Raw genomic sequence first — 20,030 nt, forward strand, 5'->3', positions numbered from 1 at the left:
TATTTATTTTTTGAAGATGCCTTAAGTAAAAATACTTCTTAACTTATATTTATAGTAAATCTTGAACCTAATAATATACTTTGCTATTCTATTATTAAATCATATTTTAATTATTATAGGGATTATATTTTATAAAAGGAGAAATATTTATGACTAATTATACTAAAGATATTACTAAGGCCTTTAATGAAAAATTAGATGAAACTTCAATAGAATTAAGAAGAAAGGTTCAAGGCTTCTTATATGATAACTGTGAGTCTATTTTTAAGAGAAGTACACTACCCACACCAGCAGAAAATTATAATGAAAGTGATTTAACTAAACTAGTGGATATAGTAGACAAGTATAGTGAAATATATAAAGATTCAATAGGCATAATTAATGGTACAAAAGTAGATTTAAATCAACGTGAATGTATAGCCTGTACAAGATGTACTAAATATTGTCCTAGTGGCGCCCTTGAAAAAATAAACAAAGAATTAGTACTACATGAGGACAAGTGTTTAAGGTGTGGAAATTGTATTGGCAACTGTTCATTCTTAGCCCTATCTTCAGCAGGAACAGGATTAACTATTTATATTAATAGTGCAGAAGTAGACTGTCCTGCACACATATTACCTAAATTTTATGGCATATACGAAATTCCTAAGGTAATGGATAAACTTTTATCCTTTTATAATACTCATAAAATCAAAGGGGAGACCTTTGCAACTACTGTTTATAGAATAGGTTTTAACGACCTTTTAAATTATATTGAAGACTAAAAAGAAAGCCCAGAAAGGAACTAACCTTTCTAGGCTTTCTGTATTATTATCTAATAAGTAAGTAAATAAATCCTAAAAATAAAGCAACAATAATTCCAGTAGCTATCATATTCGCTTTAAAAGAGTGGTTATAAAAATACTTCTCTGTATCAGCACTTCTTCCCTTAAACTCTGAATCCTTAGCATTGGCTCTTTTAAACAAATCCACTGACATAATACCAACTCTATTCAATTTAAAACATTCTTTATATTCTGTTAATTATACCACTTGGTGCAATGAAAAAAACTATTAATACCTAAAAGTATATAAAAAGTACTTATAAGTTTATATAGTATTAATTGCCGTATAATAATTCTTCTCTTCTGATTTTACATATTCTAAATTCTTTCCTATACTTTGAAATAAATGATCAAAATAAGTTGTAAAATCTCCTTGAAGAGTTTTTAATAGTTTTTCTTTTATTAAGGCTACATTATTATAAAGTTCTTCCTTTTTTCTTTCCAATGCCTTAAAGTCACAGTAATATTCACCTTTGAATATACTATCTTCTTTAAAATCCAACTGAAAATACTCCTTTAAAATATCTTTTTCATCCAAAATTAATATATTAGATATATCTATACAGTACTTCTTTAGCTCATTATAATTACCATACAGCTTATTCCATTTATTATATAAATCCATAATTAAGCCTTGATTATATACTTTTATATTTCCTCCATAGCTATCTATAGATTTAAAAACATTAATACCACTGATAGATTTCATATTATCCATGAGTATATCTATAATAGACTTATAATAATTATCCTTTATGGACCTTAATGAAGACTTAACAATTTCACAAGTTATATAATTAAACTTATCTTGAAAACTTCTACACATGGCATAAAACGCTTCTTCACTATTTATATAATAAATTAGTCTAGTAAATTCATTATAAAATATACTGTTTATATTGAGTTCTATTTCATCTGTTATTTCATCAAAGCTAAATTTACTTATATTCATCATCATATTTAAAAAGTCATGCTCTAAAGAAAACACCTTATATCCTATGGTATATTCTCTATTTCCCATAGATTTATCATAAGTAGTTGTATATTCTATTGACTCTCTTCTAATTAAATTTGATTCACAAATTTCTTTGGCTAAATATTTATTTAACTCTTTTTTATAAACTTTTATTCTTTTAGTAAATTCATCTCCAAAAGCTTCATTAATTAAGTTAAGTAGTACCTCTATAAATTCTTTCCTTACTACTTCTGATATCTTTTCTTTTAAAACATCTAAGGAATTTAAAATCTCATCTTCTTTAATAATTATTTTATCTGAAATATCACCCTTATTTAATATATCTTTTCTCCTTAAATCAATTATTAATTCTTTGAATGTATTCCAAATAACCCTATGATAAGATTTTATTTCTTTATCTAAAGCACCCATTACAATGTTTTTAAGCTGAACAACTCCTATTTCTATGTATGATAATGTTCCTTCCATATCCTCATAAACATATCTATTTAGTTCATTATATATTTCTTTCTCACCATGTTTCATCTGAAATGTATACACCTCTAGCTCACATTTCTTTTTAAATAGATTTAACCTAGAATTTATATTTTTTTCTATACTATCTAAAATATCATGGATGAATTTCTTATCTATTTTTACTTCCTTACTTAAAGCATGGCTACTTACCTTATGATCTTCACTAGTATGTACTTTATGAAAAACCTCTTCAATTCTTTCCTTTTCTTCTACTATAACAAAGGTATTAAAATCACCAATGAATTCCTTTGTCATAGACTCTGTAATAGAGCTATCATATTTAAAATAGCTTGAAAACTCTTTCTGTAAATATTCAAATATCTCTACAATATCTAGATATAAGTTTATTTGATTATACAATGAAGTTACTAGTGTTTTATTTGCCTCTTCCATAAGTACTCAACTCCAATACTTTAATTGAATAACTTATTCTACAAAATACATAAAATTCCTTGTTTCAAAAATAATTTACTACAAAAGTCTATTAATATTCTGCTATAATTATAATGAAAGGTATGCCTCATTTTATGGCATACCTTTTCTGTTATTCTACTTCAACTTCTTTATCTAGTGAAAATAAGTATAAGTATTTCCTTACTTTTTCTTTCTTAAAGGCATCTTTTATAGCTTTACTATAATAATCTAATTGCACTTTATATCTTTCTTTAATTTCTTCTATATTATCTTCTCTTACATAATCAGTTTTATAGTCTAAAATTATGCCTTCTTCTCCCTCTTCAAAGTAACAGTCTATAACTCCTCTTAAAAGCATCTTTTCTTCTAAGTAATTTTCTTTACTAACATTAGGATAAATAGTAGAAGCATTGATTTCCACTCTAAAAGGCAGCTCTCTTTTTAAAGAGTTTTCTTTAAAAGCTTCTATTACTTTTTTCCCTATGTTACTCTGTAAAAACTTAAGAATTTTATCTGCCTTCACTGATTTTGCTGCCTCAAAGGTTATTAGCTCCTTCTCTACCATGGTACTAATTTGCCTTGTAAGGTCATCTTTAGTAAGATCGCCTCTTAGGTCTAATCTTTGCATTATATTGTGATAAGCAGTTCCCACCTCTGATGGAGTTAACCCTTTTTTTTCTTGAAGAAATAGTGGTGTTTGCATTAGAGGCCTAAACTTTCTCGGTCCTTCTACTTCATCTCCATAGGTTATAGTTTTATAGTTATCTTCATCTAAACCATCACCTTCTATATAAAGATTATTTTCTCTATTGGCTTCTGGTAGCTTATTGTGAAGCTCCTTTAACTCTGTAACAGTGATTACAGTAGGCAGCTTTGTTGATTCCTCATATTTATAAGCAAATTCTAATCTTTCTTTAATTAATTTATAATAATCTTTACTTTTATCATCATTATCATTATCTAAAAGTCTATTTATTTTTTCCTTTACTGGCACTTCTTCTAAGGCTGCATCCTCTATTTCTTCAAAAATTTCTCTAGGATATATAGCTACCTTAAACCTACTATCATTTTCTTTAAAATCTTCCTTTAAAATATTTTCATTATAATGCCTTAGGGATTCTCCACCTTTATGATTTATAAGAGAAGCTCCTATCCAATCCATATAATTTTTTTGATTTTTTACATAGGTTGATTTTATACTTCCACCTTCAGCTATACCTGCCCCAGACCATTTTTCAATTTTCTTATCTAGAGCCTTATCACTTCCAACTAATATTAATTTTTCCTTTGCTCTAGTTAGTGCAACATATAAAAGTCTCATCTCTTCTGACTTGTTTTCCCCTTGAATTCTTTTGCTTATAAACTCTCTTTGAGGTGTGTTATAACTAACTCTATTATCTAAATCAATATAAGTAGGTCCAAAACCTAATTCATGATGGAATAGTATCTTTCCTTTTAAATCACCTTCATTAAATCTCTTTCCAAGGCCGCAAAGAAATACTATAGGAAACTCTAAACCCTTACTTTTATGAATACTCATGATTCTTACTACATCCTCATTTTCTCCTATGATTTTAGCACTTCCCATATCTTCACTACTAGTTTTTATATTACTTATAAAGTTTATAAAGTTATATAATCCTCTATAGCTAGTTCTTTCAAAATCCTTAGCCCTCTTAAACAAAATTTTTAAGTTAGCCTGTCTTTGCTCTCCTCCAGGCAATGCTCCCACATAACCGTAGTAGCCTGTATCCGTTATGATTTCCCATATGAGCTGATTTATAGGGGTATATTTACTTTTTAATCTCCAGTTATTTATTTTACCTAGGAAGGTTTTTATTTTTATTTTTAGGCCAGTATTATTATAGATTTCTTCCCAAGTATCACTAAGGTTTTCATCTTCATAATCCTTTTTCTCATAATCTAAAAGGCCTACCATGGAATGATAAAAACTCACATTTTTATTAGAAATTCTTATATCTGCTAACTCTTCTGTAGTGAATCCACCAATAGGTGACCTTAATACAGCAATTAGAGGAATATCTTGTATTGGATTATCTATAATTTCTAAAGCACTTATAACTGTCTTTACTTCAAGAGTATCAAAATACCCCCCTCCTCCTTCTGAGAAAAGCGGAATTCCTACTCTTTTAAATTCTTCTATAAATATAGGAGAAAGCTTATTACTTGACCTTAAAAGAATAACCATATCCTTATAGGTAGCTCTTCTATAATCATCTAAGTTCTTATCATACACCTTTAATGAATTTTCCCCATGATGCTCCATTAGCTCTCTTATTCGTTTTGCCACAAATCTAGCTTCTAGCTGCATGGAATCTAGTTCTTCTTTATCCAGTTCTTCCTTACTACTTGTAATATCACTTTGTTCTTGAAGCTCTTCTTCTATTTCATTATCTTCATTAGCTTCATTAGCTTCAATATCTTCATAATCAAGGTTTATAAGGTTAAATTCCATCTCTCCACCAATATTACCTTCACCTAAAAACTCTTTATAACTGGCTCCAACCTTAAGCTCTTCACCTTCATCATAGGCTAGTTCCCCTACATCCTCACTCATAACAGCATTAAAGATATAGTTTATCCCACCTATAACCTCTCTTCTACTTCTAAAATTTTTATGGAGAGTAATAAGAGCATTATATTCATCTCCATTTTTAGTGTAGGTTTCCTTCTTATTTTTAAATAGCTCAGGCTTTGCCATTCTAAACCTATATATACTTTGCTTTAAGTCTCCAACCATGAATACATTCCTTGTATCCTTTTCTGTTCTACAAATAAGATTGATTATTTCTTCTTGAACACTATTGGAATCTTGATATTCATCTACTAGTATTTCTTCAAATTTATCTTTAAGCTCTAAAGCAATGCTTGATGGTTTATTTTTCTCTTCCTTATCTCTTAAAATTTCAAGGGCAAAATGTTCTTGATCATTGAAATCTATGATGCCTCTTTCTCTCTTTTTCTTATCAAAGATATCTTTAAATTCTATTACTAGATTTGAAAGCTCCTTCATTAGTGGATAAAGCTTTTTAGTAATTTTTATATTTTCCTCAGAAGTAGCATTTAATATCTTACTCTTTACCTCCACATATATTTCCTTAGTAGCATCTCTTAAATCCTTTGCCTGCTTTTGTATTACCTTCTCTTCCTCCGTTAACTTTGTTAAAGTTGGAATTCTTCCAAAGGCAGTTTCCTCAATATATTGTCTATCTTCCTTTAGTTCACCTTCAATTATTGATAAAGTTCTCTCTAATATTTCTCCATCATTTTCAAAGGTAGCTTTATATTTATCAATAATAGGATTATTTAGTACAAAATCTAACCCTTCGTTATTTATTTCTAAAGCATTTATTATATCTTCTCTTAACTCCTTTAATAAGGCATCCTTAAAAGGTAAGTTCTCAAAAGAAAAATCTTCACCTACATTGAAAATTTCCGATTTAGCTTTTAACCAAGCTATAGGATCACCCATACTCATAGAAAAGTTATATAATCTTAGTACCATTTCTGCCAAGGCTCTATCGCTTTTATTATCACAATAACTCTCTACTAGCTCTATAAATTCCTCTTTTCCTTCAATATATTTCCCTTCCATAAGTTCTTCTAAGGCTTCTACCTTTAAAAGATTTATCTCTGTAGTATCCCCAACTCTAAAGTTTGGTTCTATATCTAATTGATGAAAGTTATTTTTAATAAGGTTTAAACAAAAGGAGTGAAGAGTTGATATACTTGCCTTATTAAGAAGTATTAATTGAGTTTGTAGGTTTCTATTATTAGGCTCTTCCTTAATTCTTTTATTAATAGCTTCTCCTATACGTTCTCTCATCTCTGCAGCTGCTGCATTAGTAAAGGTTACTATAAGTAATTTATCAATATCCACAGGATTATCTCTATCTGTGATAATTTTTATAATTCTTTCGACTAAAACTGCAGTTTTTCCCGAACCTGCTGCTGCAGACACTAATGTGTTTCTATATCTAATATCAATGGCCTTTTGTTGATCCTCTGTCCATTTAACACTACTCATTACTTTCACCACCTTTTCCCTCTACTTCTAGCTGCTGAAGAAGTTCTTTTTTATTTCTTCTAGGCATTACTTTAAAATTATTAATCCCCATGGTTTCATCAAACTGACATATAGAAGAAAACTCACAAAATTCACAGTAATAGCTCTTTCCATTTTTACATGGAGTTACTTCTATAATTCCCTCTAACATATCTTCACAGATTTCTCTAACCTTTTCCTTCATGTGACTTCTTAGCGCGTTAAAACCTTCATAGGTTATTACTGAGCTATTATTCTTTGAAAACTCTGCTTCGTCACTACCCTTTTTAGGTTTATTTAAAGCTACAGGAATTATAGATGAGGTTCCTCCCTTTTCTATGGTTTTATCCATTTCCTTAATTACCTTTAAATCTCTTATGACGATTCCCTTCATTTTTAACGCCTTTAACACTTCTTCTTCTAAATTCTCCATGGTAAGTTTTTTAGACCCATCCATTATTGGGTCATCCACAGAAAGATATACCATAGCGCTTGGCATGGTTCTTCCTTTTCCTTCTGATACCACTGGTCTTTTAGACATTTTCTCTTGTTCAAGGGTTAAAATTGCATCTAAATAAGTTAGCAACTGAATTTTTAACCCATTATATACATCGTTTATATCTAGGTCTATTTTTCCTGTTTTATAATCCACAACTCTATAATAATTAACCCCATCTATAGAGGTTTTATCCACTCTATCAATCTTTCCTTGTAATTTTACTACTTCTCCTGTGGATAAGGTTATTGGTATTGGTGGATAATAATCATCTTTTTCAAAGCCAAAGGAAATTTCATAGCCAAGAGGTTGAAAAGTTCCCCTTTCCATCTGCTCATTAATGATTAACACCATTCTATATAAAATTCTTTTTACCCTTGTAGCTATATATTCATATCTCTTAGAACTTTTTAAAATTCTATGCTCCTCCGAATTTGTAAGCTCTGATATAACATCACTTATAACCCTTTCACAAAATTCTTTATCTAAAGTTCCCCATACCGCTTTCTCCTTCTCTACTCTTTTAGAAAACTTATCAAGGCCTTCATGAATTAGATTTCCAAAATCAAGGGGTGCAAAAGTATAAATCTTTCTTTCCTTAGCTTTAAGACCATACTTTACAAAATAACCAAAGGAGCAATTGGCGTAGGCTTCTATTTTAGATACACTAAGACTTTTTCCGTACAATTGCCTTATTTTATCTTTACCTATAGCTTCTATATGATTTTTATAGGTAAAGCCACTTATTACCTTAAGAAGTTTTTCTCTATATTCTGGCTCCTGATAATAATATCTATATATTTCCTTCCAAAGGTCTGTTATCTCATCTCTTTCTACATATTCATGGAGCTTTTTTATTAAGTTATTAAAGGTAGGAGTTTTTCCTACTATGACTTTTCCATCTTCTTCCACTTCATCCTTTAATATATCTGTATTCTCCAAAACATTAGGAAATAAGACTTTTAGCCTTGGAATCACCATGGAATATCTTTTAGTCTTTCCTTCTAAATCAGCAATTGGATAAGTAACATATAATATATTACTTGCAATACTTAGTAAATTGTATATTAAATATTGTTCTCCAAAGGCTAGTTCAAAGCTATTATCTGCCACACTTATATTATTATTTTTAAATACTATTCTATCATTATCATTAAACAAACCTTCATCACCTGTAATCCTTGGAAGTACCCCATCATTTACACCAACAACTATGGCTACCTTTACCTCTTGAGCCTTTATTCTCTCAGCACTTCCTACCACTACTTGATCCATAGATGTGGGAATTAACCCCATTTTATTATGGGATATCCCCATAGATAGGATATTATTAAACTCTTCAATGGTCACCACTTCTTCTCCAAGAATATCTACAAACTGGTCTAAAAGCTCTATAAGCATGTTCCATATACTACTATATTCATCCACTAATAAAAGATTATTATCTCTTTTAAATTCCTCTATATATTCATTAACATTTTCATAAACTTTATTATCAACTAAGAATTTATAAAGACTTGAGCAAATATCTTTAACCTTATGTTTACCTTTTAATTTCTCCTCTAATTTAATGAGAGGCTCTATTCCTTTATTTTTTATTTCTATTATATTCTCATACCTAGAACTCTCTCTCCAATACTCCTCATTATCATCTATCCATTTTTTCCTAGTTTTAATGCCATACTCTAAAACATAATTTTATAGTAAATCTACTTCTGATGATGATAAATTTGCAAAACCACTTTTAAAGTAATTAACTATGGAATTATCTCTAAATCCTTTAGAAAATATGTTTAAAAGTGAAGTTATATATACAACCAATGGATTTGATGCTATATCCTCCTTATCATCAATAAAAAATGGAATATCATATTCTTCAAATATTACTCTAACTATGTCCTTATAATTCTCCAAATCTCTACTTATTACTATAATGTCCTTATATCTAAAGTCCTTCTCTCTAACTAGTTTCAAGATTTCTTTGGCTACATACTCTACTTCTCCATAGGGATTCTGAGCTTTAAATATACTTATATTTTTTGTAGGAGCTTTTAATGCTTTCCCCCTATTATTAAAGTAGTTTTCCTCTAAGAAGGATAATTCCTCACTTTCTTTAAATCTATGTCCAATGTATAAATGAAGATTATTTTTAGGATAGTATCCATAATCTTGTGCAAGTTTCGTAAGTTTTTCTTCTGTAGTATAAATTGGATAAAAAGGATTAGTATCCTCATTTTTATCTGCGACCTCATCCCCACCATAAGGTATTGTTATATTGACATTGGTACAAACGCTTAAAAGTTTTCCTATGATGTCATATTGCTGAGGAGTGAAGCCACTAAATTCATCTATCCACACTTCTGCTCCCTTTAAAAACCTACTTTCTTCAATCTTCCCTTTTAAAATAGTTAAATTATCCTCAGGATCAAAATATCCTTCACTAAGTTTATCTTGAAACTTTGAATAAATTGCTTCAATATCACTTAACTTATCCACTAGTAGTGAACTTTCATCCACATTTTCCTTTAAATCTTTAAGAGTCTGTGGAGTAATTTTATGTCTTTTAAATTCGGTAAGTACTCCTATGATTTTATCTATAAAACCTTTTTGTTTTGTAGCTTGTTTAAATATGCTAAGTTCATCTTTTGCCTCATCTATAGCTCTTCCTACAATTATTGCTTTTCCTGTATCATTCATGTACTTATGAGTTACTCCACCAACTTCATTAAAAATAGTAAAAGCTAATCTTTTAAAGCTTAAAAGATGTACATTATTTATTCCAGTGGCACCAATCCTTTCAATGAGAGCCTTCTCTGCTCTAAAGGATAACTGCTCTGGAACTATTAATATTAATGGAGCTTTATTATCAAAGGATTTTTCATAGATTTCTTCAATACAGGTATAACTCTTACCTGTACCTGCTCTGCCGTAAATAAATCTAATTCCCAAAATCTCACTTCCTAACTTTTAAATGTCTTTATATATTTCACAATTTCTTATAATCACTTTCTTCCTTTATTATTACCTAATTATAACATAAGCCAATGATTATTTTTTAATATCATTAGCTTATTTATGAGTATCTAAACATCTCTATACTTACCCATTATTCTAATTAAATCAAAAAGAATAAATCTATTGATTCTTTCTATTTTAATACAGCTTTTCTCCCACTCTTAAAATAGAAAANNACTAGTTAACTAGTTATATATTTATATAGTTTCCTAGGTAACTAGTTTCATATAAAAATAGCTCTATATATACCTATTTATCTAAATATATATATTATATGAAAATATGATTTTAAGTATTTCGTGTAATATTTAACAAAATTAGACCTTAATAATTAAAAATGAATACTTTCATTAGTTTTTTAATTAAAAATTTAATCAGCCTTTATACATTGCAAAATATTTAAATTAGGGGTAAACTAGTATGGAAGAAAATTTTTTATTTATGGAGGGTTTAACATATGAATAAACTTATTTCAATTGATGAAGCAGTTGCTAAAATTCAAGATGGAATGACTGTTATGATAGGTGGATTTTTAGCTGTAGGTACTCCAGAAGCTATTATAGATGCTTTAGTTAAAAAAGGCGTTAAAGATTTAACTATCATAGCAAACGATACTGGATTTCCAGATAGAGGTATTGGTAAGTTAATAGTTAACAAACAAGTTAAGAAAACTATTGCATCACATATTGGTACAAACAAAGAAACTGGAAACCAAATGAATTCTGGAGAAATGGAAGTAGAATTATCACCTCAAGGAACTCTTGCTGAAAGAATTAGATGTGGCGGAGCTGGTCTTGGTGGATTCTTAACTCCAACTGGTCTTGGAACAATTGTACAAGATGGTAAAGAAGTTATTACTGTTGATGGACAAGAATACATTCTTGAAAAACCTCTTAAAGCAGATGTTGCTCTTTTATTCGGTTCAAAGGTTGATAAAAAAGGAAACGTATACTACAATCAAGCAACAAGAAACTTCAATCCTTTAATAGCTACTGCTGCAGATACTGTAATCGTTCAAGCTGAAGAGCTTGTAGAAGTTGGAGATATAGATCCAAACGTAGTTATGACACCATATATCTTTGTTGACTATATAGTAAAGGGGGAGAACTAACATGGATAAGAACATGATAAGAGAAATCATTGCTAAAAGAGTTGCAAAAGAACTTAATGATGGAGACGTAGTTAATCTAGGTATAGGTCTTCCAACAATGGTAGCTAACTATATACCAGAGGGCATAGATGTAACATTACAATCTGAAAATGGATTCATAGGAATTGGAGCTGCTCCTGCGCCTGGAGAAGAGCAAAAGGACTTAGTAAATGCTGGCGGACAACATGTTACTGTTATCCCTGGAGCTGCATTCTTTGATTCTTCTGCATCTTTCGGAATAATCAGAGGCGGTCATGTTGCTGCTACTGTACTTGGAGCTTTAGAAGTTGACCAAGAAGGAAACCTTGCAAACTGGATGATTCCTGGTAAAATGGTTCCTGGAATGGGCGGAGCTATGGACCTAGTTGTTGGAGCTAAAAAAGTTATAGTAGCTATGGAACATACAGCTAAAGGTAATCCAAAAATATTGAAGAAATGTACACTTCCTTTAACTGCTGCTCATCAGGTAAACTTAATTATTACTGAAATGGCAGTTCTTGAAGTAACTTCAGAAGGTCTTGTTCTTAAGGAACTTGGACCAGAAGCTACTATTGAAGATGTAAAAAATGCAACACTTGCAGATCTTATAATCCCAGAAAACGTTAAGAAAATGGAATTATAATTTTACTTAAAATAATTAATTAAAGTCTATTGGTAATTAAAAATAATTACCAATAGACTTATGTTAGAAAGGAATTTTTTATGCCACCTTACAAAAATTATGCAGAAGATCAAGTTGAATATGTTTTAAAAAGTGTGCTTAAAGATTATCCTAATATTTGTACTTGCCAAAAGTGCCTTGATGATATGTCTGCTCTTGCCCTAAATTCTATAAAACCCAAGTATGTGGTTAGTGAAGAAGGTAAAATTTATACTACTGCTTTAAATGAAATTGACAAGCAAGAAGAAATTTCTATAACCGCTCAAGTTATTAGAGCTGTAGAAAAAGTTTCAACAAATCCTAAACACCATGAATATAGATAAGGTAAGAGACCCTATGATTAACTAATTGATTAGATCATAGCGGTCTTATTTTTTTATTTATTTTCATTGCTTTTATACTTTTCATATATTTCTTTTACATATATAGTTAGCTTTTCTTTATCATTATATTTAGGATCTTTAATAACCATTTCTAATAATCCATCTAATATTTTTCCTATTACTACGCCTTCTTTTACCCCTAAATTTATTAAATCTTTTCCTGTAATTTTCAAGTCAGACTTCCTATATGCTTCTTCATTTTTCATAATTTCATCTAAAATTAATTCTATTCTCATCTTATTTAAATTGAATTGAGTTATCATTTCTAAGTTTTCTTCTTTTAAAAATATTTTTGTTATATATTTTATAATTATTAATTCTCCTAATACATCTAATCCTGTCCCTTGTAATAGTCTTTTAATATATACTTTATCTTCATAAATTGGAGTATCATAATATGCTATAAGTGTACTTACATTCTTTATTGTCCTATTATCATAATGAAGTTCTTTAAGAATTTTTTCACATTTAATGCTTATCTTTATGTCTTGTTTAGGTATTAACTTAGATGTATCCCCTTTATAATCAATTCTTATGTTACTTTCATATTTATTACTTTTTAATATATAGTACAAAAATACAGTTAATCGCACATAAAGTTTTTTAGGACATCCTTCTATAACCTTAATACATTCTTTTACCTTAAAGGAATCATAAATATATTTTTCTTCATATTTATATAGATAAGGTACTAATATAGGCATAATCCCCATACTAATCATATATTTAATTCCATCACCAGGATAATCAGATAGTATTAGCTTATTTAACTCTACAATTATTCTCTCCCTAGAAATTTTCTTAAGATACTCCTTATTATTCTCTATGGCAATTAGAGTTTCTTTTTCTATTTTGTAGTTTAACTGTGCCATAAATCTTAATCCTCGCATTATCCTTAATGAGTCTTCTTTAAATCTTTTATTTGGTTCTCCTACACATCTTATAACCTTACTTTCTATATCCTTAATTCCATTAAAATAATCTATTATTCCTATTTTATGATTATAGGCTATAGCATTTATAGTAAAATCTCTTCTTCCTAAATCATCTATAAGTTTTGAAGTAAATTCTACTCTATCTGGTCTTCTGCCATCAGAATAATCACTATCTACTCTAAATGTAGTTATTTCTACTGTTTCATTTTCCATTAATACTACCACTGTTCCATGTTCAATTCCTACATCTATAGTTTTTTTATCTATAAATATTTCCTTTATTTCTTTTGGAGTTGCTGAGGTACATATGTCCCAGTCATTAGGCTTTTTACCTATAATACTATCTCTTACACACCCACCTACTATGTAAGCTTCAAATCCATTTCTTTCTATGTCATTAATACAATTCTCTATATACCTTGGCATGTTAATATACATACTTATACCTTCTCCTCAAATACGCTTACTTAATTTTACAATGTAATTTCTTCCATAAAGCTGTTTACTATTAAATTTAAAATATAAAAAACAAAAAAAAATTTTCAAATTGTTACTATTTCGTAATGATTATACATAATATTTCCTTTATAATTATAGTATAAAACATAATAACTAATTAAAGGAGGTTCTTATGAAAAATACTTTATTTCATTCTAAAAAAAATAATAACTCACATGGTAAACTCTGTGTAATGGCTTCTATATTTTGCTTCATATTTATAGGAATTTCAGTCTTTGCTAATTCAAAGGAAAAAGAATACCAGTTTAAAAATAATGAATTATCTACTGAAATAGAATCCCTTAAAGCTACAAAGGATAACTTACATAAAGCAAATAAGAACTTGCTAGAGTCAAGTTCAGATTTAGATGCCTTACTTGACGAACTTGCTGAATTTAACAATTAACATAAGGAGCTAAAATCATGAATTACAATATTAATCTTGAATCATCAAAACGGAATATTAGAAGAAGAAAGAAACCTTCTATACTAAGTATTATATACTTATCAGCTTTATGTTTATGTTTTTTTATATCAATATTAGCAACAACAAAAATGTTTGTAGCTTCTAGTAATCAAAGTAATCTATTAAAAGAAATCGATTCTTTATCATCGTCTAACAAATCTATACTTGCAGAAAATATTAAGTTAGAAAAAGAACTAAGTGAAAAACAATCCACTTATGATAAGGCAATGTCACAAAAAAAGATTGCTCATTTAACCTTTGACGATGGGCCTTCATCTAATACCTTGAAACTGTTAGATGTACTTGACAAATACAATGCTAAAGCGACTTTTTTTGTAATATACAAAGACGGCTATGATGATATTTATAGAGAAATCGTTAATCGTGGACATGTTCTTGCTAATCATACATATAGTCATAATTATCAAAAGATTTATTCATCTACTAAGGCTTTTATTAGTGATGTGGAAGCTCTTGATAATAAGCTAAAAGAAATAACCGGTAAAGAACCCTCTAAAATTTTACGATTCCCTGGTGGTTCAAATACAGGATATATGAGTGAACATAAAAATATGCCTCATTGTATTTTTAAAGCTCTAAAAGACCGTGGGTACACCTATTTTGACTGGAATGTTGATTCTTCAGATGCTACTAAGGTAACATTAGATGAAAAAAGTATAATAAAAAGTGTTCTTGATGGTAGCTCTAACGTTAATACAGCTAATATATTAATGCATGATACAAACTTCAAATATACCACATTAGATGCAATGCCAAAAATTCTTGAAGGTTTAGAAGCTCAAGGATATGTATTTAGACCTTTAAATCATGATTCAGCTGCTATTCGTTTTATAAATTAACAATTGAATTTTATAACTTTAACCAATTACAAAGTCTATTTATAAGAGTTGTTTCAAAATAATTCACTAAATCTTACTAAGTATTGAACTTGTACTTTAATAAAATTTAGCTTATTTTGAGACAACCCTTTAGTTATTTTATATGCTAATATTCCAAAATATTTTCTTTTCTCTTATTAATTTTCCCCATTATATATACAGCTAGAATTCCACTTGCAAATCCAACTACTGCTCCACCTAACACATCAGAAAAATAATGAACATACAAATATATTCTAGAAAAACCTATTAAAACTGCCAAAGATATAAAATAAAACTTATATCTCTTAATATATGTGGAAAGTACATATGCTACAGCTATAGAAGATGCAGTATGACCTGATGGAAAAGAAAAGCTAATAGGTAGCTTTATCAAAGGATTATCTATAGGATATGCAATAATGGGTCGTACTCTCTCCACTAAATGCTTTATTACTCCCTCTGTTAAAATTGTGCCTATAGATATTGCTAGTAAACTTGTTATTCCTACTTTTCTATATTTTTTAGTACATATAAAAATAATGCTAATTGTTATCCATATAAACCCTGCATCTCCCAGCCTTGTTATGAATGGCATTATAGCATCAAAAATTTTATTCTGTAATCCAAAATGTATAGCATCAGTTATTCCCTTATCTATTCCGTATAGCCATTGATTCATTAGTTTATCCCTTTCTTAACTAATCTTTTCTATATTTTATTTTTTAATTACTATTAATTACTATTAATTGCTATTAATTGCTTCTAACTTTAATTGAATATGTCCTTAATTCCAATAATCTCTTCAATATATGGTTTTCCACTAGAGGTGTATATATTTTTTAATTCAGATACTGTTACGCCCTTTATTCCTAAGTATATCTTTTCTTTATTAACCTGTTCCCTCTGCCCTTTATTTTTCTTTTCATAATCCTTTTTATTTACAAATACTCCTATTACATCGTGAATTATATAATGACCATTTTTATAATTTCCTATGAACATAGCTACATGCCCATTCAGAAATATAAGGGTTCCAGGTTTCAAGCTATCTAATATTTTCATTCTTTCATGATAAGTCATTTCTTTATGAACAAGCAATGTTTTCCCAACAGATTTTTTTAATTGATCACCACTATTTCTTGGAAATTGTATTCCAAAACTTCTAAAGGTATCTATAATAAGGGAAGAACAATCTCTTCCATTGAATTCTCCACCCCACCCATACCTTTCTCCTTGGAATTTAAATATTTGTTTTAATATATTACTTCTACTACATTTTAAATATCCTCTACGAACATCTTCATTATATGGAATTAAAATATTAGTAAACTTTAATTCACCATTACTTTCTCTTAGCGGATATTTAATTATATAATTACCTTCACTATACATATCATAAATTAATTCTTTCTTGCTCAAATTAGTTTCTATAGGTAGTTTTACTCCCATATCAATATCTAAATTTCTTAATGCCTCTATAAAAGGATTATAACCGAGATTTATCTTTTTACCTGTAACTACAATGAAATCTTTGCATTTACAATATTCTTCTATTTCTTTTTTACTTCCAAGAGCTATATTATCTTTTTTAATCCATCCTGAATAATTATAGGTTTTGCAAAAACACCATTTTCCATCTTTACTAAAAGCATATATAATACAAGGTTCCGCTGCATATATAGCACTTTCCATAAATCTGTCTAAATCATATTCTTTATCCCCCTTAAACACTCTATCACTAGTAGGAAATGTTCTTATACTTCCCCTCTTTACCACCAATCCATATTCTATAGAAATCTTGTCCTTTATTTCATTTAAATTCATATTATCAATAAGTTTATCATAATATTCCTTGTTTACTTTACTACCATTCTTGTATCTATCACCTTCTGGAATCTTGCTTATACAATTTATCATAGTAATTACATATTCTTTAGCTACTTCATTCTCCTCATTAAATATATCATAAATATATCCATTTTTAATTCCTTCAGCATTGTATTTTTCTATTTCATCCTTAGTGAGAATAATATCTTTACTTCTCTTGCATAATTTTATCCATAAATCACTATAGTACATTTCATCCATAACATTTAGATTAGTATTACGATTCATTGTATATCCTCACCTCTAATTATATATTTTTACTTAAATATTTCTTGATTTTAAGCAATCCTTAATATAATTATACTATTTATTTTCCTAACATATTATAAATTTACATAAATATAAATTAAATGTAATCCTTTCTTGTTATTCTTTATTTACTTGACAATTTGTATTGACATTAAACATATATATGCTAAAATAAAGTTAATAATTTCTGCATCATAACTCAAAATTTATGATATAATAGAATAGTAATTAATAATATTATCGCAATGAAGAGGACAGTAGATATGTCACTTTATTTACAGAGAGAAAGCATAGTAGCTGAAATTGCTTTTAAATAAATCATGTTGAAGACCACCTCTGAGTGACTCTAATAAAGTCCGTTAACTACGTTATAGTTTTTAAAGTGGTCCTTTATATCACTTTGTTAAATTAGTTATCTTTATAATCTAATTTTAATAAGTTTAAGGACAATTTGGGTGGAACCACGGGTATACCTCGTCCCTTTTCTTTATGAAAAGTGACGAGTTTTTTATTTTATATAAGATGAAACTCCATTTCACATAGGTTGGATGAAGTCAGTTCGAGGAACCAAATAAAAGATTTGGACTCTCACTTAAAGTTTTTGGCTAGAATATTAAGTATAGAAGGGAGATTTTTAAATGATTAAAATTACTTTAAAAGATGGATCAGTTAAAGAATTAGAAAATGAAATGAGTATTATTGAAATTGCAAAAAGTATTTCTGAAGGACTTGCTAGAGTAGCTACAGCTGGAACAGTAAATGGAAAAACTGTAGACCTTCGTTATATAGTTAAAGAGGATTGTGAATTGAATATTTTAACTTTTAATGAGGATGAAGGTAGAAGAGCTTTTAGACATACAGCTGCTCACATATTGTCACAAGCTGTTAAAAGACTATTTCCTGAAGCGAAACTTGCTATAGGACCTGCTATAGATAATGGCTTCTACTATGACTTCGACCTTGAAGGCGGATTTTCTAACGAAGATTTAGATAAAATAGAAGCTGAAATGAAAAAAATAGTTAAGGAAGATTTATCAATTGAATGTTTTCAACTTCCAAGAGAAGAAGCGATTAAATTTATGAAGGAACAAGATGAACCTTATAAAGTAGAACTTATAGAAGATCTACCAGAAGGCGAAATCATAACTTTCTATAAACAAGGTGAGTTTACTGACCTTTGCGCTGGTCCTCACTTAATGACTACAAAACCAGTGAAAGCTTTCAAGTTAACTAAACTTGCAGGAGCTTATTGGAGAGGAAACGAAAAAAATAAAATGCTTGCTCGTATTTATGGAACTGCCTTTACAAAAAAAGCAGAACTAGATGAATACCTAGAGGCTGTAGAAGAAGCTAAAAAACGTGACCACAATAAGCTTGGAAGAGAACTAAAGTTATTTACTACTTCTGAACCAATAGGTCAAGGTCTACCTCTTCTAATGCCTAAGGGTGCTAGAATTGTTCAACTTCTTCAAAGATGGGTTGAAGATGAAGAGCAAAAAAGAGGCTACCTTTTAACTAAAACACCATTAATGGCTAAAAGTGATTTATATAAAATATCTGGACACTGGGACCATTATAAAGAAGGAATGTTTGTACTAGGTAATGAAGAAAAGGATAATGAAGTATTTGCATTAAGACCTATGACTTGTCCATTTCAATTCACAGTTTATAAAGCTGAATCTAAAAGTTATAGAGACTTACCTCTAAGATATGCTGAAACTTCTACATTATTTAGAAATGAATCTTCTGGAGAAATGCATGGATTAATTCGTGTAAGACAATTTACAATTTCTGAAGGTCACCTTGCATGTAGACCAGATCAACTTGAAGATGAGTTTAAAGGGGTAGTTGACTTGATTAACTATATGCTTGATACTCTAGGTCTTAGAGAAGATATTAGTTATAGATTATCTCTATGGGATGAAAATAATAAAGAAAAATATATTGGAGAGCCTGAAGCTTGGAATGCAGTTCAAAATAAGATGAGAGAAATCTTAAATCATCTTGGAATTGAATATACTGAAGCTGTTGGTGAAGCTGCCTTCTATGGTCCTAAACTTGATCTTCAGATTAAAAATGTTCATGGTNNTACAGCTCAAATAGACTTCTCTCTTGCTGAAAGATTTGGAATGACTTATGTAGATAAGGATGGTCAAGAAAAATATCCATATGTTATTCATAGAACTTCTATTGGTTGCTATGAAAGAACGCTTGCCCTTCTTATTGAAAAGTATGCAGGAGCATTCCCAGTATGGCTTGCACCAGTTCAAGTTAAACTACTTCCAATCTCTGAGAAGTATCATGACTATGCTGATGAAGTTTATGCTGAACTTAAGAAAAATAATATTAGGGTTGAAGTTGATTACAGAGCAGAAAAAATTGGTTATAAGATTAGAGAAGCACGTAATGAAAGAGCTCCTTATATCTTAGTTGTAGGAGAGAAAGAAGCTGAAAATAAAGAAGTTGCAGTAAGAAGCCGTAAAAATGGAGATGAGGGTTCAATTTTTATAGATAACTTCATCGAAAGAATTGTCAAAGAAATTGAGAGTAAAGAAAGATAATAGAGTAAACAGACTTTAATGTAACTAAGGACTGAGAAAATCTCAGTCCTTT

Annotated in this window: 15 protein-coding genes and 1 other annotated feature; of the genes, 7 read left to right on the forward strand and 8 right to left on the reverse strand. The window is 29.2% G+C overall.

The window, feature by feature from the left end:
* Nucleotides 1–149 precede the first annotated feature (149 nt).
* Complete coding sequence (locus tag B2671_RS10195) at nt 150–764, forward strand: 4Fe-4S dicluster domain-containing protein (protein WP_346870315.1); 615 nt, start codon at nt 150–152, stop codon at nt 762–764.
* 46 nt (nt 765–810) lie between these two features.
* Here B2671_RS10195 and B2671_RS10200 read toward each other — a convergent pair whose 3' ends face one another.
* The 5 genes from B2671_RS10200 to B2671_RS10220 all read right to left on the reverse strand — a co-directional run bounded on the left by B2671_RS10200 (nt 811) and on the right by B2671_RS10220 (nt 10,241).
* On the reverse strand, nt 811–978 hold the full coding sequence (locus B2671_RS10200) for a hypothetical protein (RefSeq protein ID WP_346870316.1): 168 nt from the start codon (nt 976–978) through the stop codon (nt 811–813).
* A gap of 111 nt (nt 979–1,089) precedes the next feature.
* Nucleotides 1,090–2,709: a hypothetical protein gene (locus B2671_RS10205; protein WP_346870317.1), complete on the reverse strand. Its 1,620-nt coding sequence runs from the start codon at nt 2,707–2,709 to the stop codon at nt 1,090–1,092.
* Nucleotides 2,710–2,860: 151 nt separating this feature from the next.
* Nucleotides 2,861–6,778, reverse strand: a complete 3,918-nt coding sequence (addA, locus tag B2671_RS10210; protein ID WP_346870318.1) for a helicase-exonuclease AddAB subunit AddA — start codon at nt 6,776–6,778, stop codon at nt 2,861–2,863.
* A complete protein-coding gene (locus B2671_RS10215) occupies nt 6,771–8,693 on the reverse strand; it encodes a PD-(D/E)XK nuclease family protein (RefSeq protein ID WP_346870319.1) in 1,923 nt (640 codons plus the stop codon). The genes addA and B2671_RS10215 overlap by 8 nt, the downstream gene beginning before the upstream one ends.
* Before the next feature lie 297 nt (nt 8,694–8,990).
* Nucleotides 8,991–10,241 (reverse strand): hypothetical protein, encoded by a 1,251-nt coding sequence (locus B2671_RS10220; protein ID WP_346870320.1) that lies wholly within the window; start codon nt 10,239–10,241, stop codon nt 8,991–8,993.
* Between the two features lie 523 nt (nt 10,242–10,764).
* On the opposite strand from B2671_RS10220, the gene atoD reads away from it, so the two are divergent.
* The 3 genes from atoD to B2671_RS10235 all read left to right on the forward strand — a co-directional run bounded on the left by atoD (nt 10,765) and on the right by B2671_RS10235 (nt 12,441).
* Nucleotides 10,765–11,418: an acetate CoA-transferase subunit alpha gene (gene atoD, locus B2671_RS10225; protein WP_035135146.1), complete on the forward strand. Its 654-nt coding sequence runs from the start codon at nt 10,765–10,767 to the stop codon at nt 11,416–11,418.
* Between the two features lies 1 nt (nt 11,419).
* Nucleotides 11,420–12,079 carry a 3-oxoacid CoA-transferase subunit B gene (locus tag B2671_RS10230; protein ID WP_346870321.1) on the forward strand — a complete coding sequence of 220 codons (660 nt, stop codon included), beginning with the start codon at nt 11,420–11,422 and terminating at the stop codon, nt 12,077–12,079.
* A gap of 80 nt (nt 12,080–12,159) precedes the next feature.
* Nucleotides 12,160–12,441, forward strand: a complete 282-nt coding sequence (locus B2671_RS10235; protein ID WP_346870322.1) for a late competence development ComFB family protein — start codon at nt 12,160–12,162, stop codon at nt 12,439–12,441.
* 53 nt (nt 12,442–12,494) lie between these two features.
* Here the strand turns inward: B2671_RS10235 and B2671_RS10240 are convergent, their stop codons facing one another.
* On the reverse strand, nt 12,495–13,874 hold the full coding sequence (locus B2671_RS10240; RefSeq protein ID WP_346870323.1) for a CCA tRNA nucleotidyltransferase: 1,380 nt from the start codon (nt 13,872–13,874) through the stop codon (nt 12,495–12,497).
* A 193-nt stretch (nt 13,875–14,067) separates the two neighbouring features.
* On the opposite strand from B2671_RS10240, the gene B2671_RS10245 reads away from it, so the two are divergent.
* Nucleotides 14,068–14,340: a hypothetical protein gene (locus tag B2671_RS10245; protein WP_346868112.1), complete on the forward strand. Its 273-nt coding sequence runs from the start codon at nt 14,068–14,070 to the stop codon at nt 14,338–14,340.
* A 17-nt stretch (nt 14,341–14,357) separates the two neighbouring features.
* Nucleotides 14,358–15,260: a polysaccharide deacetylase family protein gene (locus tag B2671_RS10250; RefSeq protein WP_346870324.1), complete on the forward strand. Its 903-nt coding sequence runs from the start codon at nt 14,358–14,360 to the stop codon at nt 15,258–15,260.
* Nucleotides 15,261–15,405: 145 nt separating this feature from the next.
* On the opposite strand, the gene B2671_RS10255 is transcribed toward B2671_RS10250, so the two are convergent.
* Nucleotides 15,406–15,960, reverse strand: coding sequence for a phosphatase PAP2 family protein (locus B2671_RS10255; protein WP_346870325.1), 555 nt, complete (start codon nt 15,958–15,960; stop codon nt 15,406–15,408).
* Between the two features lie 89 nt (nt 15,961–16,049).
* On the reverse strand, nt 16,050–17,396 hold the full coding sequence (locus B2671_RS10260; RefSeq protein ID WP_346870326.1) for an SH3 domain-containing protein: 1,347 nt from the start codon (nt 17,394–17,396) through the stop codon (nt 16,050–16,052).
* Between the two features lie 257 nt (nt 17,397–17,653).
* Nucleotides 17,654–17,902, forward strand: a binding site (T-box leader).
* A 153-nt stretch (nt 17,903–18,055) separates the two neighbouring features.
* On the opposite strand from B2671_RS10260, the gene thrS reads away from it, so the two are divergent.
* Nucleotides 18,056–19,978, forward strand: coding sequence for a threonine--tRNA ligase (gene thrS, locus B2671_RS10265; RefSeq protein WP_346870327.1), 1,923 nt, complete (start codon nt 18,056–18,058; stop codon nt 19,976–19,978).
* Nucleotides 19,979–20,030: the final 52 nt, after the last annotated feature.

The organism is Clostridium sp. UBA5119, assembly GCF_002414285.1.
GTDB lineage: Bacteria > Bacillota > Clostridia > Clostridiales > Clostridiaceae > Clostridium_J > Clostridium_J sulfidigenes.